General features: G+C 70.6%; 14 protein-coding genes. 4 read left to right on the top strand and 10 right to left on the bottom strand.

The genetic code is table 11. The annotated features are described in order from the left end of the window. The 3 genes from AC6I9V_RS06185 to AC6I9V_RS06175 all read right to left on the bottom strand — a co-directional run bounded on the left by AC6I9V_RS06185 (position 1) and on the right by AC6I9V_RS06175 (position 2,545). Complete coding sequence (locus tag AC6I9V_RS06185) at positions 1-1,056, bottom strand: DUF6707 family protein (RefSeq protein ID WP_497898724.1); 1,056 nt, start codon at positions 1,054-1,056, stop codon at positions 1-3. Between the two features lie 120 nt (positions 1,057-1,176). Next, positions 1,177-1,716 (bottom strand): NUDIX hydrolase family protein, encoded by a 540-nt coding sequence (locus AC6I9V_RS06180; RefSeq protein WP_146335855.1) that lies wholly within the window; start codon positions 1,714-1,716, stop codon positions 1,177-1,179. A 37-nt stretch (positions 1,717-1,753) separates the two neighbouring features. Next, positions 1,754-2,545, bottom strand: a complete 792-nt coding sequence (locus AC6I9V_RS06175) for a VOC family protein (protein WP_497898723.1) — start codon at positions 2,543-2,545, stop codon at positions 1,754-1,756. A 43-nt stretch (positions 2,546-2,588) separates the two neighbouring features. Here AC6I9V_RS06175 and AC6I9V_RS06170 point away from each other — a divergent pair, with 43 nt between their 5' ends. Together AC6I9V_RS06170 and AC6I9V_RS06165 are read left to right on the top strand one after the other, a co-directional pair. Next, entirely contained in the window at positions 2,589-3,206 is a 618-nt protein-coding gene (locus AC6I9V_RS06170) for a YdeI/OmpD-associated family protein (protein WP_497898722.1), read from the top strand. A 41-nt stretch (positions 3,207-3,247) separates the two neighbouring features. Next, positions 3,248-3,967: a phosphatase PAP2 family protein gene (locus tag AC6I9V_RS06165; RefSeq protein WP_497898721.1), complete on the top strand. Its 720-nt coding sequence runs from the start codon at positions 3,248-3,250 to the stop codon at positions 3,965-3,967. Here AC6I9V_RS06165 and AC6I9V_RS06160 read toward each other — a convergent pair. The 5 genes from AC6I9V_RS06160 to AC6I9V_RS06140 all read right to left on the bottom strand — a co-directional run bounded on the left by AC6I9V_RS06160 (position 3,964) and on the right by AC6I9V_RS06140 (position 11,257). After that, a complete protein-coding gene (locus tag AC6I9V_RS06160; RefSeq protein ID WP_497898720.1) occupies positions 3,964-5,880 on the bottom strand; it encodes a glycogen debranching N-terminal domain-containing protein in 1,917 nt (638 codons plus the stop codon). The two genes, AC6I9V_RS06165 and AC6I9V_RS06160, sit on opposite strands and share 4 nt — an antisense overlap. 108 nt (positions 5,881-5,988) lie before the next feature. Continuing rightward, positions 5,989-7,164: an ABC transporter ATP-binding protein gene (locus AC6I9V_RS06155; protein WP_497898719.1), complete on the bottom strand. Its 1,176-nt coding sequence runs from the start codon at positions 7,162-7,164 to the stop codon at positions 5,989-5,991. After that, positions 7,161-8,753, bottom strand: coding sequence for an ABC transporter permease (locus AC6I9V_RS06150; RefSeq protein WP_497898718.1), 1,593 nt, complete (start codon positions 8,751-8,753; stop codon positions 7,161-7,163). The genes AC6I9V_RS06155 and AC6I9V_RS06150 overlap by 4 nt, the downstream gene beginning before the upstream one ends. Positions 8,754-8,756: 3 nt before the next feature. Then, positions 8,757-9,806 carry an iron ABC transporter substrate-binding protein gene (locus AC6I9V_RS06145; protein WP_497898717.1) on the bottom strand — a complete coding sequence of 350 codons (1,050 nt, stop codon included), beginning with the start codon at positions 9,804-9,806 and terminating at the stop codon, positions 8,757-8,759. 164 nt (positions 9,807-9,970) lie between these two features. Further along, positions 9,971-11,257 carry a glycoside hydrolase family 76 protein gene (locus AC6I9V_RS06140; RefSeq protein WP_497898716.1) on the bottom strand — a complete coding sequence of 429 codons (1,287 nt, stop codon included), beginning with the start codon at positions 11,255-11,257 and terminating at the stop codon, positions 9,971-9,973. Positions 11,258-11,418: 161 nt separating this feature from the next. Between AC6I9V_RS06140 and AC6I9V_RS06135 the strand changes: the two genes are divergently transcribed. Together AC6I9V_RS06135 and AC6I9V_RS06130 are read left to right on the top strand one after the other, a co-directional pair. Further along, on the top strand, positions 11,419-12,216 hold the full coding sequence (locus AC6I9V_RS06135) for an SDR family NAD(P)-dependent oxidoreductase (protein WP_497898715.1): 798 nt from the start codon (positions 11,419-11,421) through the stop codon (positions 12,214-12,216). A 74-nt stretch (positions 12,217-12,290) separates the two neighbouring features. Next, positions 12,291-13,457, top strand: coding sequence for an acyl-CoA dehydrogenase family protein (locus AC6I9V_RS06130; protein ID WP_497900270.1), 1,167 nt, complete (start codon positions 12,291-12,293; stop codon positions 13,455-13,457). Between the two features lie 25 nt (positions 13,458-13,482). Here AC6I9V_RS06130 and AC6I9V_RS06125 read toward each other — a convergent pair whose 3' ends face one another. Continuing rightward, the gene (locus AC6I9V_RS06125; protein ID WP_497898714.1) at positions 13,483-14,310 is read right to left on the bottom strand and encodes a DUF1684 domain-containing protein; all 828 of its coding nucleotides are present in this window, start codon (positions 14,308-14,310) and stop codon (positions 13,483-13,485) included. Between the two features lie 32 nt (positions 14,311-14,342). Beyond that, positions 14,343-14,975: a TetR/AcrR family transcriptional regulator gene (locus AC6I9V_RS06120; protein ID WP_497898713.1), complete on the bottom strand. Its 633-nt coding sequence runs from the start codon at positions 14,973-14,975 to the stop codon at positions 14,343-14,345. Between the last annotated feature and the right edge of the window lie 53 nt (positions 14,976-15,028).

Raw genomic sequence — 15,028 nt, 5'->3', positions numbered from 1 at the left:
TCAGGCGCGGACCGACTCGAGCTCGTTGCCGATCCGCCGCTCCAGTTCGGGGCCGCCGATGGTCTGGGAGCCGCCGTGCGCGCGCAGGAAGAGCAGCGCCTCAAGCCGGAGCAGCCGCCACTCGCGTTCGGCGTCCGGGTTGGAGTTGTCGATCGCCCGGAAGATTTCCTTGTCGTACAGGTTCGGCTCGTTGAGGGAACGCTGGCGCACCTTGGCGTTGATCCGGGCCTTGAACGGGTCCGTCTCCATCTCGTCCGGCGCCCGGAGGAACTTCTCGTAGACTTCGGCGCGTTCTTCTTCCCCGCGCTGGCGGCAAATGTAGCTGGCCAGTGCCAGGGATGCCTCCACCGAGGCCCAGCGGCCCGGGTTGCCGTCGAAGGGGAGCACGTTGAGCAGGTCCGCGACGGCGAGGGCGTTCTCGGCGTCCTTGAGCACCACAAAGAGTTCATGGGCCAGGTCGCTGAGGTCCTTGAGGCAACTGCCGGACTTGGTGTTGATGCCCTTGGTGAGCCGGTCGCTGAGCAGCAACACCCCCAGCGCATCGGGATGCGCTTCGGCCGCGGCCTCCACGACCGACTCGGGGGTTCCCTCCGCGGCCGGGATCAGGGCCAGGTCCGCTTCGCTGGGGCCGCTGGCCACCGGCGGGGCCACCGGCGGGGGAGGGATAACGACGGCGGGAGCCGCCTCCGGGCCGCCGTCGCCGGCGGGAAGGTGCTCAACCAGCTGCAGTCCGGGGCCGCCGTCGTCCGATGAATCGGCCGGGGAGTCAGCCGGGGCATCCGCGCTGTCCGCGGGGATTGTGTCGGCGGGGGAAGCTTCCGGTGAGTCCGGCACGGGGTCCAGGACCAGGACCACGGAGCCGGCGGCGATCCGCAGCACGCCGCCCCCGGTGAGGGTGGCGCGGACGATGGCGGGGGAACCGAAATCGTCGGTGTCGACGTCCACGCGCACGATCTCGGCGGTGCGTTCGGCGTCGGGCAGGAGCAGGAGATCCCCGGTCCGCAGAGATCCCGCCTGCCGTTCGCTGTAGTTCAGGGAGGCTGTGGGGTGGGTCATCTGGAATCCTTAAATTCTCTTTCGGTCCGCTCACCAGTCTACAAAGGCCGACGCGCGAAGTCGGGGACGCCGGGGTGCTCCGGGCGTCCCAGCGGTTCCGGCGGCCCGGGGCGGAGGCCCCTAGTGGCCCACACCCGCGAACGCCAGCGCCTGGCGGATCAGCGCGCCACGGCCGCCGCTGAATTCCAGCTGAACGTCCGAACTCATGACTTCCTCCGGCGTCATCCAGGTCAGCTCGAGGGCGTCCTGCCGAGGCGAGCATTCGCCGGTCACGGGGATGATGTAGGCCAGCGCGACGGCGTGCTGCCGGTCGTCCGTGAAGCCGGTGTGCGAGGGGGACGGGAAGTATTCAGCCACCGTGAAGGGGACCGGGCTGATCGGGAGCTGCGGGAATGCGAGCGGGCCGAGGTCCTTTTCCATGTGGCGCAGCAGGGCGGCCCGGATGGTCTCGCGGTACAGCACCCGGCCGGAGACCAGGGAGCGGACCATGGTTCCGTCCTCGTCGGCCTGCAGCAGGGTGCCGACCTCGTTCACAAACCCGAGCGGGTCCAGTCGGACCGGGACGGCCTCGACGTAGACCATGGGCAGCCGGCCGCGGGCCTCGAAAAGATCGTCGTCGGAGAGCCAGCCGGGATTGGGGTCGGGAGTGCGAACGTTCATGGTTAAGTTCTACCGCATCCCCGGGCGCCGGGCGTGGTCACACGGGTCGGCCACCGGCGGCGGCTGCGGAGATCCAGAGGGCGTGGGCGGCCGCACCGCCGGCGTCGGGGTTGCCGACGTGCAGGAGCGCCACGGGCGCCTCCTCCACCACCGCCACCTCGTGCCCCGCCCCGGCGAGCCGTTCCCGCAGCAGCTCAAGGTCGCCGCCGTATTCGAAGCCCAGCGCGGCGCTTCCGGTTCGCGCGTCAGCCCCGGCGGTGCCGACCATCAGCACCCCGCCGTTCTTCGCCGTGAAGGCCTCCGTTTCCACGGCGTCCGCGTAGGCGCTGCCGCTCCCGGCCGCGCCGGGTACCGGGCGCGGGCGGGCGCCGATGTCCCGCAGTGTCCGGGCCGCCGCCGTCGGATCCGCGGCGAACCAGACGCCCACGACGGCGAGATCCGGGTCCGCCTCCGCGGAGCCGGCCCAGGTGCCGTCCGGCGCGCGGGTGGCGGGGTCGGCGAGGAAACTGAACCCGTCAGCGGCGGTGATCCGGCACGAGGGGCCGTGGTCCGCCTCGATGACCTCGGCGGTGGTGCCGGGCGCGGTGCCCCCGCCGGCCTCGTTGGTCCGGCGGGCAAACTCCGCGAGGTCGCCGACTTCGACGCCGAACGCCGTGGTGCCGTCCTCCGCCGAGCCGGCCTCGACGACGTGCAGCGCGAGGCGTCCGGCGCCGGCGTCGAACTCCCGCCAGGCGGGCTCGTCGACGGTCTTGACCATGCCCAGATCCTCCAGCAGGCGCTCCCACTGGTCGGGCCGGGAGGTGAAGTGGATGGGGCGGACACGCAGCATGGGGATCTCCCTGATGGTTCGGGGCCGGGAGCACAATGGTGCCATGGCTGCTGAGCTAAGGGAACTGCTGGTGAACGACGCCGCAGAATGGCGCGCCTGGCTGGAAGCGCACCACGCGGACAGCCCGGGGGTGTGGCTGGTGCTGCACAAGAAGGGCGGTTCGGTGACGGAGCTGGACTACGAGGCCGCCCTGCAGGAGGCCCTTTGCTTCGGCTGGATCGACGGCCAGGGCCGGCGCCGCGACGCCGAGACTTCCTACCAGCGGATGACCCGCCGCGGCCCGAAAAGCGTCTGGTCGGCCCGGAACGTGGAGCGCATCGGCCGCCTGGAGGCGGAGGGGCGGATGGCCCCGGCCGGGCGGGCCGCCGTCGAGAGCGCGAAGGCGGACGGTCGCTGGGAGGCGGCCTATTCGGGACAGGCCACCGCGGAGGTGCCGGAGGATCTCGCCGCGGCCATCGCGGCGGAACCGCGGGCGCAGGCCATGTTCGACGTCCTGACCTCGGTGAACCGGTTCGCGCTGATCTACCGGACCAACGCGGTCAAGCAGCCGGCCACGCGGGAGCGCAAGATCGCGGGCTTTGTGGAGATGCTGGCCCGCTTTGAAACGCCGTACCCGCAGAAACGGCGGCCCGACCCGGGGCCTTCAGCGACTTCCCAGTAACCGTCCGGGCTACCGACAGGCTGGACTGGCATAGTAGGCCGATGCCTACCACCCATCCTGGGCAGCCACTGGGCTCCCTGCCCGCCGTGCGCTCCCAGCGCACGGCGTTCTTTGCCGCCGCCGGACTGCTGGTCGCCGGCGAGGCGGTCTTCTGGCTGATGCTGGCCGCGGTGCAGACGAACTCCGGGCTCGCGCTTGTCGACGGCGGGGTCCACGACGCCTTCGTCGCGGGTCGGGCGCCCGTCGCCACGGCGATCCTGGCGGCGGTCAGCACGGTCACCTCGCCGACCTGGATGGCGGTCATCGGGGGACTGCTGGCTTTCGGCTGGGCCGTCCGGAAACGCGAAATCTGGCGGCCGGCGCTGCTCCTCGGAGCCATGGCGGCCACTTTTGGCGCGTCCACCCTGATCAAGCACCAGATCGCACGCGCCCGGCCCTCGGCCGCCGACTTCCTCATGGGCCCGGACGATGCCCTGTCCTTCCCGTCCGGCCACACGTTCGGGACCGGCGTGTTCCTGCTGGTGCTGGTGTACCTGCTGATGGGGCGCGGCGGGGTGCGGACGGTGCGCCGTTCGACGGCGGTGCTGGCGTTCTCCGGGGCGGCCATTGGAACGCTGCTGGTCGCGTTCAGCCGGCTCTACCTCGGCTACCACTGGCTGACGGACGTGGTGGCCTCGCTGGGGCTGGCCGTCGCCGTGACGGGCCTTGTGGTCCTGGTGGACGGCCTGCGGGACGCGCGGAAGGCAGTCCCGGCGGCCTAGAACTCGACGCCGAATGCCTGGGCGATGACCACGGCCGAGGCCGAGGACCAGGCCTGCGGGTGGCACGACGCCGGATACGGCACCGCGCGCCCGGACTCCGCCGCGGTGACCCCGGCAAAGAGTTCCGGGAGCCGGTGGCCGAACGCGCCGGAAGCCGCCAGCAGGCCCTCGGCGAGGACCCGCGCCTCGGCGGTGAATCCCTCGCCGAGCAGGCCGCGGACCGCGACGGCGGTGTCGTGGCTCCAGACCGAGCCGCAGTGGTAGCTGAAGGGCCAGAACCCCGCCGCCTGCCGGGACAGGGTGTGCAGGCCGTAGCCGGAAAACAGCTCCGGGCCCAGCAGCCGGTCCGCCACAAGCCGCGCCTCCGCGGCGTCGAGGATTCCGGTGCCCAGCAGGTGCCCCATGTTGGACCCCGGGATGTCCAGCGGCTCGCCGTGGCCGTCGAGTGCCATGGCCGGGAAGCTGCCGGCGTCGTCCTGCACCCAGAAGCGCTCGCGGAAGTTCTGCTTTAGCGCCGCCGCGAAGTCGCGCAGCTCCTTAGCTCCCGGTTCGCCATAGGAGTCGAACAGGTCCGCCGTCTGCACGGCTGCCTGGTAGGCGTAGCCCTGCACCTCGGAGAGGGCGATCGGGCCGTCCGCCTGCCGGCCGTCGCTGAACTGCATGGCGTCCCGGGAGTCTTTCCAGCCCTGGTTGCTCAGGCCGTGCCCGGACGTGTCCTGGTAGCTGAGGAATCCGCCGTTGGCCGTATTTCCCGCAGCTGCGCCGGCCGCCAGCAGCCACTCTGCGGCACGGGCGGCGCTGGGCAGCAGGGAGCGGACCGCGCCGTCGTCCGTACCGGCGAGGCCCAGCTCGCCGAGCAGGCAAAGCCAGAGTGGGGTGGAGTCCACGGCGCCGAAGTACACCGGCGGAAGCCGCAGCGCCTGGCTTTCGAGCACGAGTTCCTTGGCCCGCAGTTCGTGCAGGATCTTGCCCGGCCCCTCGGCCGCGGCGGGGTCGGGTTTGGTGCCCTGGTGTGCTGCGAGGGCTCGCAGGGTCCCGGCGGCCAAGCTTGCGTCGAGCGGCAGCAGCATCCGGGCCGCCCAGAGCGAATCCCGGCCGAACAGCGTGAAGTACCAGGGTGCCCCGGCGGCCAGGAACGGAGCGTCCGGGGCCTGCCGGGTGGCGAGCCGGAGCCCGTCGAGTTCGTCGAGTGAGTTGTCCAGGAGCAGGCCCAGCGGCCCCTCCGGCGCGGCCCGGAGACGCCGGGCGGCCGGCAGCGGCGCGGCCACCACGGCGTCCCCGCTGTCGGTCAGCACGGCCTGCCATTCCGCTTCCAGCGGCCTGCCGCGGCCCGCGGTGCCGAGCCAGCTGAGCCGTTCGCCGGGACCGACCCGTCCCGGCGCGGCCACGGTCAGGGTCCTGCCGTCCTCGCTCCAGCGCAGGGTGGACGCGTCCGCCGCGGTGGGCTGCAGCGGTTCGCGGTAGCGGCCGAGCCGGATGGCGGCCATGTCGGTAAAGTCCGCGGCCAGCCGCACCTCGATCTCGGCGTCCACCGCCTCCAGCGAGGTGCTCAGGCGCAGCGCGACGCGGACGGCGCCGGGTGTGACGGTCCAGGTCTGCAGGAGTTCGACGGCGGGATCCTCGGTGGGGCCCTCGATCCCGCGCACCAGCCCGCGGACCTTCAGCACACCGCCGGGGCAGGCCTCCACCGTGGCCGGTTCAGGCGCGAAGCCGTTGACCGTCACCTCGGCCCGGCACAGCATCCGGGTGTCCCCGTGCAGCAGCCCGGTGAACCACTCGCCGGCGCCGGTAGTGGCGCCCGTGCCGGGTGCGGCGGGCGCGCCGCCGCCCAGCCGACCGTCGGCGTCGAGCCACACCTGGGTGGGGGCGGCCACGGAACAGAGCTGGCGGTGCAGGGCTGGCTGAACAGTCATGGGCCCCAGCCTATGCCGAGGGCAGGGGCCCGAACTAGGCCTGCCCTAGGGGCGGGCCGTGTCCGGGACCCGGACCTTGACCCGGCCCGGTCCGCGCCCGCGCCGGCGTCAGTCCTGCGCGTCGTCGTCCATCGGGAAGGCCACGGCCTCGCCCACCACCCGCAGGCACAGCTCGGTGCCGGGCCGGGCGATGGAGGCGTTCCAGTGCCGGATGGTGATGATCTCCCCGCCGCCGGGGTAGCGGTGGTCCGCGACGGCGCCCTCGGCCAGGACCGGCGGGACGGCGAGCTTGAGCCGGACCGTGGTCTCCGGGCCGAAGTAGTCGGTGTCCACCACGGTGCCGCGGATGGGGCCGTCCTCGGCGATCCGGATCTGCTCGGGACGGAGCATCAGCTGCACGCGGCCCTGTGCCGGCGGACGTCGGACCGGGATGCCGCCCAGCGAGCAGGTGGCGAGCGAGCCCTCCATCCAGGCGTCCAGGATGACGGCGTCGCCCAGGAACTCGGCGGTGGCCCGGTCCGCCGGGCGGGTGTAGACCACAAAGGGGTTGCCGATCTGGGCGAGCTTGCCGCCGCGCATCACCGCCACCTGGTCCGCGAAGGAGAGCGCCTCGGCCTGGTCGTGGGTGACCAGGATGGTGGTCACCCCGGCGTCGTGGAGCACCTTGCCGACGGCGCGGCGGGTGGCAACGCGCAGCCCGGCGTCGAGCGCGGAGAATGGTTCGTCCAACAGCATGAGCTCGGGTTCACGGGCCAGGGCGCGGGCCAGCGCGATCCGTTGCTGCTGGCCGCCGGAGAGCTGGTGGGGCCTGCGTTTGGCCATGGCCGGGTCCAGCGCGACCATCTCCAGCAGCTCCGAGACCCGGGCCTTGATGCCGCGGTGGCCGCCGGGGAGCTTGCCGGCGTCAAGGCCAAAGGAAATGTTCTGGCCCACGGTCAAGTGCGGGAAGAGGGCGCCGTCCTGGGCCACGTAGCCGACATGCCGCTTGTGTGCGGGAACCCAGGCGCCGTCGCCGGCCACCTTGCTGCCGTTCAGGGAAATGCTGCCTGTGTCCGGGTGTTCGAAGCCGGCGATGAGCCGCAGCAGCGTGGTCTTGCCCGAGCCCGATGGGCCTACGATCGCCGTCGTCCCGCCCTTGGCGACGGAGAGGTTGACACCCTTCAGGACGGCCTGGGATCCGAAGTTCTTGGTGACGGCGTCGACCTCCAGATGGCTGTTGGTGCTGGGCGCCACGGAGGGAGCGATCCGGGGTTCCGGAAGCCGGGAGGGGTTCTGTTCGGTCACTGTCCCGCTGCTTTCTTGGACTGCTGGAAGAGGAGGTAGGTCATCGGCGCCGAGATCAGGATCATCAGCAGGGCGTACGGTGCGGCGCCGGCGTAGTCGATCTCGCTGCTTTTGCTCCAGAATTCGGTGGCGAGGGTCCGGGTGCCGTTTGGCGAGAGCAGCAGCGTGGCCGTCAGCTCGTTGACGATCCCGAGGAATACCAGGGCGGCGCCGCCGGCCGCGGCCGGGGCGGTGAGGCGCAGGGTGACGCGGAGGAACGCCAGCAGCGGCGGCTTGCCGAGGGCCTGTGCGGCCTCGTCGAGTTCCTTGGGCGCCTGGGAGAGCCCGGAGCGGAGGTTCACCAGCGCTCGCGGCAGGAACAGCAGGACGTAGGCGGCCACCAGCACCCAGGTGGTCTGGTAGAGGTCCGGAACCATCCGGATGCTGACGGTCACGAAGGCCAGGCCGACGACGATCCCGGGCATCGAGCTGGTGACATAGTTGGAGAGCTCCAGGGCCTTGCTGAACCAGCCCGGGTGCCGCACGGCCAGGTACGCCATCGGGAAAGCGACCACCGTGGTGGCCGCGGCCCCGGCCAGGCCGTAGCCGAGGGTCTGCAGCAGCGCCGGCAGGAAGGCCTCGGCCGCCCAGATGTCCGGCCCGCCGGCGTAGATCCAGCGCAGCACAAACGTCAGCGGAAGCCCGAACGCCAGCGCGGTCAGGGCCAGCAGGGACAGCTGCGCGGGCAGCTGGTAGGCGTGCAGCGGCAGCCGCAGGGCACGGGCCTGGGCGCCGGAACCGACCCTGGCGTAGCGGGCGGTTCCGCGGCCCCGGACCTCGACCAGGAGCAGGATCAGGCAGAAGAAGACGAGCACGCTGGCCAGCATGTTCCCGGCCGTCCCGTTGAAGGTGGACTGGTACTGGACCATGATCGCGGTGGTGAAGGTGTCGAAGCGGATCATCGCGAAGGCGCCGTACTCGGCCAGCAGGTGCAGCGAGACCAGCAGCGCGCCGCCGGTCATCGCGATCCGGAGTTGGGGCAGCACCACACGGAAGAAGGCACGCCAGGCCCCGAGGCCCAGGGAGGCGGCGGACTGTTCGATCGCCGGGTCAAGCCGGCTGAGCGTCGCGGCCGCCGGGATGTAGACCAGCGGGAAGTAGGAGAGCGTGGCGATCAGCACACCGGACCAAAGGCCGCCCATCGACGGCACGGCGGAGACCCAGGCGTAGCTGTTGACGAACGCCGGAACCGCGAGCGGAGCGGCGAGCAGGACGGCCCACCCCTTGTGGCCCTTGAGGTTGGTGCGTTCCACGAGCCAGGCGCCGCCCACGCCGAGGACCACGCAGAGCGGCACGGTGATCACCATCAGCAGCACCGTGTTGAGCAGGAGCTCGCCCACCCGGGCCCGGAAGATCAGGCCGACGGCCGTGTCCCAGCCTGTGGCCACCGTCATGAACGCCACATAGCCGAGGGGGATCAGGGAAATCAGGGCGATCAGGACAGCCAGGATCGACACCACGGAGACGCCGAAAGGCGGGCGGGGGCGCGTGCCCCTGCCCGCCGTCGTCGTGCTTCCGGTGGATCCGGGAGCCGCCAGAGTTTTAGTCAATGGTCAGAGCAGTCCCGACTTGGTCATCAGGTCGGTGACCTTGGCGGAGTTCAGCTTGGCCGGATCGACCTTGGGGGCCTGCAGTTCCGGGAGCGGGACGAGCTTTTCATTGGCCGGAACGCCGGAGCCGACCGCGTACTCGAAGGAGGTGCCCTTCTGCAGCACTTCCTGGCCCTTCTTGCCGGTGATGTACTTCAGGAAGGCCTGGGCGGCGGCCGCATTCTTTGAGGACTTGAGCACGCCGCCGCCGGAGACGGACACGAACGCGCCGGGGTCCTGGTTCTTGAAGTAGTACGGCGTGACGTTCTTGGAGTTCTCGCCGGTCTTGGACTGGTCGCCGTAGTAGTAGTAGTGGTAGATCAGGGCGGCGTCCACCTCGCCGGCGTTGACGGCCTTCATGGCCGTGCTGTTGCCCTTGTACGCCTTGAAGTTTTCCTTCATGCCCTTGAGCCATTCCTCGGTGGCGGCCTCGCCCTTGAGTTCCAGCAGGGCGGAGACGATTGCCTGGAAGTCGGCGCCCGACGGCGATGCCGCCCATTTGCCCTTCCACTCCGGCTTGGCCAGGTCGAGCATGGATTTGGGCAGCTTGTCAGCGCTCAGCTTGGCCTTGTCGTAGACCAGCACGGTGGAGCGGGCGGCGATGCCGGTCCACTTGTTCGTGGAGGGCCGGAATTCGGCCGGAACCTGGTCGACGGTGGCCTTGTCCACGTCCGCGAACAGCCCGGCGTTTTCCACCTGGGCCATGGCAGGGGAGTTTTCGGTGAGGAACACATCGGCGCGGGAGGCGGCCCCCTCCTGGACGATCTGGTTGGACATTTCGGTGTCGTCGCCCTGGCGCAGCGTGACCTTGATGCCTGTCTCCGCGGTGAAGGCGTCCACCCATTCCTTGGTCAGGGATTCGTGCTGGGCGTTGTAGACCGTAATCTCGCCGGCGGGCTTGCCGTCGGCCCCGGTGCTGCCGGAGGTCGAGGCGCCGGAGCCGCAGGCGGCGAGGCTGAGCGCGGCGGTGGCGGCGAGGGCAATGCCCGCCAGCGCATTTTTGCGGATCTTCATGAGGCTACTTTCTGCAAGGAAAAGGTCGTAGGTGCCTAATCTCCGTGAGCGGGAGGTTAGGGCATGCTCACTACGAAAAACTGTAGGTTAGCCAAACCTAAGCAACCAAGCCGAGAGCGCCTTAAGTGAGTAGGATCACACGAATTACGAAACTATTGCGTGACTTAATTCTCCGGGGCCGGTTCCGGGGCGGTTCCCTGGGCCATTTCCGCTGACGGTTCCGCGGTCCCGGCGGATTCGCCGGCGGGCTTGCCGACGGCGGGCAGCTTCCCGGCGATCGAGGCCGCGGCCTCCATCACCATCCAGGCCTGCAGCTGGGTGGACAGTTCGACGGCGGAACCCGCCGGGTAGGTCCGGCGTGCCGGCAGCTCCGGGCGGGCCGAGAAGACCAGCCGGGCACCCCGCCGCGCCAGCGGCTCCTGCGCCCCCACCAGGCGGCGGCCCTCCCAGAAGGCCTCCGCCGTGTCGGTCACCAGCAGCGCGGCGGTGGCCCGGGTCTCGGCGGAGAGCCGTTCGTCGACGGCGGCGAGGGCCAGGTAGCGGACGAGGACCCCGGTGAAGAGGCCGCCGTCGCCCGTTCCCTCGGAGCGGAGCACCGTGGCCTTGCGCCCCATCAGCGGGGCCTGCACCGTCAGGTTGCGGTGCACTGCCGCCACGAGCGCCGCCGCCCGCTCCAGGTTGGCCGTACCGCCCAGTTCCAGCAGGGCGCCCAGGACCGGGCCCTGGTTGTAGGTGTAGATGGCGCTCTCGAGCACCAGCTCGCCGCCGGGGGCGATCCGCAGCCCGTCCCGGTACATGCCCTGTTCCGGGTCGTAGAGCTTGGCGTCCAGCCAGTCCAGTAGGGCCTGGGCCTTGGCCGCCTGACCGGTCCGGGCGTAGTACAGGGCCACCGGGGCCGTGGCCGGGGTGTTCTTGAAGTCCCGCTTTTTGCTCCAGAACGTCCCGCCGCCCAGGTCGTCGGTCGAGGCCGAGTCGAACTGCAGGGTGAGGCTCTTGAGGACCTTGGCGTTGCGGCGGCGGCCGGAGGTCTTGCGCGTGTCCTCGGCGAGCTTCTCCAGCCGCAGGGTCGCCAGGGCCAGCCAGGCCATGTCGTCGTAATAGCTGTTGACGACGGTCAGGAAGTTCCGCAGCCGGATGCCGGTGACCAGCCGGGAGGCCAGCTTGCCGGCGCTGGGCAGGTTGTCGCCGTCGAACTTGGCCGGGGTGTGGCCCTCGCCGCCGAGTTCCCGGCGGCCGGTGTCCACAAGGCAGTCCACGTAGTGCGCCTGCCACCAGTAGTGCCACGGCCGGGCCAGGTTCTTCAGCCGGCCGGAAGGACGGGTGATTGCGGCGATGTGGGTGCCGGGCAGGAAAAAGAGGCGCTGCCCGAACAGCCGGGTCACCGAACGTGCGGCCTCGTCGGCGCGGAAAGACCAGTTCGGGGCGGGGGAGTGGGCAGCTGCTGCGGTCATGGACCAAGCCTAGTGGCGAGGGCGGCTCCGGCGCGGAACGGCGGGGCCGAGGTGCGCAATGTTTGCATTCCAGTTAACCTGAACTAACTAATGTTCCCTGGTGCCGGTGGGCTGCGCACAGCGTCACGGCCGGGGCCGCGGTTCCACATCAAGGAGGATGCATGGACGTCTTGGGTACTGTCGCGCTGATTACGGGCGGCGCGTCCGGGCTGGGGGCCGCGACGGCGCGCCGGCTGTTCGCTGGGGGCGCCTCCGTGGTGCTGGTGGATCTGCCGGGCTCGGCCGGGGAAGCCTTCGCCGCAGAGCTGAACGCGTCTGCCGGTGGCAGCGGAAACCGCGCGGTCTTTGTCGCCGCGGACGTCACCAGCGAAGAGCAGGTGCTGGCAGCCGTCGACGCCGCCGTCGCCCTCGGCCCGCTGCGGATCGTGGTGAACTGCGCTGGCATCGCCACCCCGGGGAAGGTGCTGGGCCGCGACGGCGTACTCCCGCTGGAGACGTTCAGCCGGGTCATCCAGATCAACCTCGTGGGGACGTTCAATGTGATCCGCCTGGCCGCCGCAGCGATGGCCGCCAGCGAGCCGGTTGCCACGGACCTGGGCGGCCCGGAACGCGGCGTCATCATCAACACCGCCTCCGTCGCGGCCTTCGACGGCCAGATCGGCCAGCCCGCCTACGCCGCCTCCAAGGGCGCCGTCGCCGCCATGACGCTGCCGATCGCCCGGGAACTGGCGCGCTCGCTGATCCGCGTGGTCACGATCGCCCCCGGCATCTTCGAGACCCCCATGATGGCCGGGCTCCCGCAGGAAGCCCAGGACTCCCTCGGTGCGCAGGTGCCGCACCCGTCCCGGCTGGGCCGCCCGGCCGAGTACGCGAACCTTGCCGCGCACATCGTGGACAATGCCATGCTCAACGGCGAGACCATCCGGCTCGACGGCGCCATCCGGATGGGACCGAAGTGACGCACAGCGTGGACACCACTGCCCCGGTTGACCCCGGTGCACCGGTAGGCCCGGCTGACCCGGCGCTCGCCGGGCTGCCAACGGCCGATTTCTTTGACTTCGAGTCGCTGCTCAGCGCCGCCGAGCAGGCGAAGCTGGCCGAACTCCGGGAGTTCCTGGCCCGCGAGGTGGCGCCGTTCGCCACCCGGTGGTGGAACGACGCCGAGTTCCCCGCGCACATCCTGCCCAAGCTGGCCGCGCTGGAACTCAGCGCCCCGGCCCAGCGCGGCTACAGCAACCTGTTCGCCGGCCTGGTTATCGCCGAAATGACCCGGGTGGACACCTCGCTCGCGACGTTTTTCCTGGTCCACCACGACCTGTTCGTGGAATCGCTCTACGGCTTCGGCTCGGAGGAACAGAAGGCCCGTCTGCTGGAGGACGCGGCGAACCTGCGGACCACCGGGGCCTTTGCGCTGACCGAGCCGGACCACGGCTCCGACGTCGCCGGCGGCATGGAAACCACCGCCCGGCGTGTCTCCGGCGGGGCGGGCGGCGACCATTGGGTGCTCAACGGCGCCAAGCGCTGGATCGGCAACGGGACGTTCTGCGACTACATGCTGGTCTGGGCCCGGGACGAGGCCGACGGCGGCATCCGCGGCTTCATCGTCGACGCCACGCTTCCCGGCGTGAGCCGGAGCCGGATTGAGAACAAGATCGCGCTGCGGACCGTGCAAAACGCCGACATCGTGTTCACCGACGTGCGCGTGGCCGAGTCGGACCGCTTCGCCGGGATCAACAGCTTCGAGGACACCAACGAGCTGCTGCGCGGTTCCCGGATCATGGTCGCCTGGCAGGGCGTGGGCCAGCAGCTGGCGGCGTTCGACGTCGCCCGGCAGTACGCCGTCGAACGCCGGCAATTCGGCCGGCCGCTGGCGAAGTTCCAGCTGGTCCAGCAGCAGCTGGTGACGATGCTCGGCAACGCGGTGGCCAGCATGGGCATGATGGTCCGGGTTGCCCAGCTGCAGGATGCCGGCGCCGCGGACATGCCCCAGGTGGCGCTCGCGAAGTCCTATGTCAGCGCCCGGATGCGCGAAACCGTGGCGATGGGCCGGTCCCTGCTGGGCGGCAACGGGATTGTCACCGATTACCGGATGGCCAAGATCTTCGCGGACGCCGAGGCCATCTACACCTACGAGGGCTCGTACGAGATCAACACCCTCATCGTGGGCCGCGCCGTGACCGGGGTGTCCGCGATCGTCTAGGCGGGCTGTGTGCCGAGCCGTGGGCCTAGGCGAAGGGCTGCTTTTCGCCTGCTTCGATCCGGTAGTCCAGGCTGTTGTTCTTCACCGGCATGGGGCAGGTGCCATACGGGGTGAACGCGCTGGGGTAATTGATCGCCCGGTTGAAGTCCAGGACCACGGTGCCATCCGGCCTGGGCCTGGCCGTGGAGACCTTGCGCCACTCGTCGGTCGTCAGCCCGTTGGTCTCGTCGTGGAACGTCACCGTGAGGGCGCCGAGCTTCTCCTCCTCGGCCTGCAGGCGGCACTCATGCTCCTGGCCCGGCAGCCGGAACACGAGCTCGCCCACGGAGCGGTGCACGCCGTCCACCAGCGGGTTGGCGGTGCCGATGGGGACCTCCACCGGTGCGGGATAAGGGATAAAGCGCGCCTCGATGACCAGGTCCGGCCGATAGTCGAAGGTGGGCACGCCGTCGAACCCGGTGAACACCGGGGAGGCCGAATCCCGGGTGCGGATGGCGTACTTGTTGGCCCGCATCGCCAGTTCCACCACCACCTGGCGGCCGTCGGCACCGCCGAACCGGACCCACATCAGGGACTGCTCATCGGCCAGCTCCGCGCTGATGGTCCCCTCTACGGGCTCACCGGTCCCCACGAGCGTCAGCCCGTCGGCTGCCGTGGCGGTGAGGAACGCCGTCGTGCCGTCCGTGGACCACAGCCCGGGGACGAGTTCGACGGCGGCCGGCGAATCCGCCAGCCACTGGAAGGACGTCAGGGTGAGCCAGCCGTAGTCGCTGGCCAGGGCTTCGTTGCGGCTGTTCCGGAAGCGCTGCCAGCGGGCAAGCTGCGGGTCGGCAGGGGACACGTCGGTGGTCAAGGAACCCTCCAGGGGATCAGCCCAACTGCCTGTCAGTTGGGGGCGGACGAAGGTGACAGGGCGGCGGCGACCAGCTGGCCTGCGGTGGTGCGGGCGGCGGCGGCCGCGGCGGGGTCGGCGTCGAGCACCCCGCTGGCCAGGCCGCCGTCCAGGAGCAGGGTCAGGCTGCGGGCCAGGCCGTCCGGATCGGGCGCGCCGGCCCGGTCCGCCAGGTCCCGGATCCAGGCCAGGATGTGCTGCTTGTGCGCGACCGTCCGTTCATGCACGCGGGTGCCGGTGGCTGATTCGGCGGCCGCGTTGATGAACGCGCAGCCGCGGTAGCCGTCGCGGCGGCAGGCCGTTGACAGCGCGTCGAAGAGGCCCGCCAGCTGGGCCGCGGGGTCCGGCCCGGCGGCCTCGGCGGCGGCGTGCAGCTGCCCGGTCCAGACGCCGTCCACCTGCTCCAGATAGGCCAGGATCAGGTCATCCTTGGCCGGGAAGTACTTGTAAAACGTGGCCTTGGCGACCCCGGATTCGGCGATGATCGTGTCGATGCCGGCGGCCCGGAGGCCGTGGGCGTAGAAGAGCCGGAACGCCGTCGCCAGGATCTTGTCCTTGGCCTGGCCGGCCGGAGTCCGGGCCGCCCGCGGCCCGGCGGCTGTGGCGGTTGCTGCAGTCGGCGTCATAACTTCATGGTACACAGACCAGTCTGTCCAGTCTCGTGGATGTCGCGGACGTC

This window comes from Arthrobacter sp. SlRoot2-15 (genome assembly GCF_059739345.1).
The sequence above is the reverse complement of the archived record's forward strand: the minus strand, read 5'-3'. Positions and strand labels throughout refer to the sequence as shown.

Bases quoted from the DNA above. Each gene is read 5' to 3' on its own strand.
- AC6I9V_RS06185 (WP_497898724.1), bottom strand. From the start codon at position 1,056: ATGACCCACCCCACAGCCTCCCTGAACTACAGCGAACGGCAGGCGGGA.
- AC6I9V_RS06180 (WP_146335855.1), bottom strand. From the start codon at position 1,716: ATGAACGTTCGCACTCCCGACCCCAATCCCGGCTGGCTCTCCGACGAC.
- AC6I9V_RS06175 (WP_497898723.1), bottom strand. From the start codon at position 2,545: ATGCTGCGTGTCCGCCCCATCCACTTCACCTCCCGGCCCGACCAGTGG.
- AC6I9V_RS06170 (WP_497898722.1), top strand. From the start codon at position 2,589: ATGGCTGCTGAGCTAAGGGAACTGCTGGTGAACGACGCCGCAGAATGG.
- AC6I9V_RS06165 (WP_497898721.1), top strand. From the start codon at position 3,248: ATGCCTACCACCCATCCTGGGCAGCCACTGGGCTCCCTGCCCGCCGTG.
- AC6I9V_RS06160 (WP_497898720.1), bottom strand. From the start codon at position 5,880: ATGACTGTTCAGCCAGCCCTGCACCGCCAGCTCTGTTCCGTGGCCGCC.
- AC6I9V_RS06145 (WP_497898717.1), bottom strand. From the start codon at position 9,806: ATGAAGATCCGCAAAAATGCGCTGGCGGGCATTGCCCTCGCCGCCACC.
- AC6I9V_RS06140 (WP_497898716.1), bottom strand. From the start codon at position 11,257: ATGACCGCAGCAGCTGCCCACTCCCCCGCCCCGAACTGGTCTTTCCGC.
- AC6I9V_RS06135 (WP_497898715.1), top strand. From the start codon at position 11,419: ATGGACGTCTTGGGTACTGTCGCGCTGATTACGGGCGGCGCGTCCGGG.
- AC6I9V_RS06120 (WP_497898713.1), bottom strand. From the start codon at position 14,975: ATGACGCCGACTGCAGCAACCGCCACAGCCGCCGGGCCGCGGGCGGCC.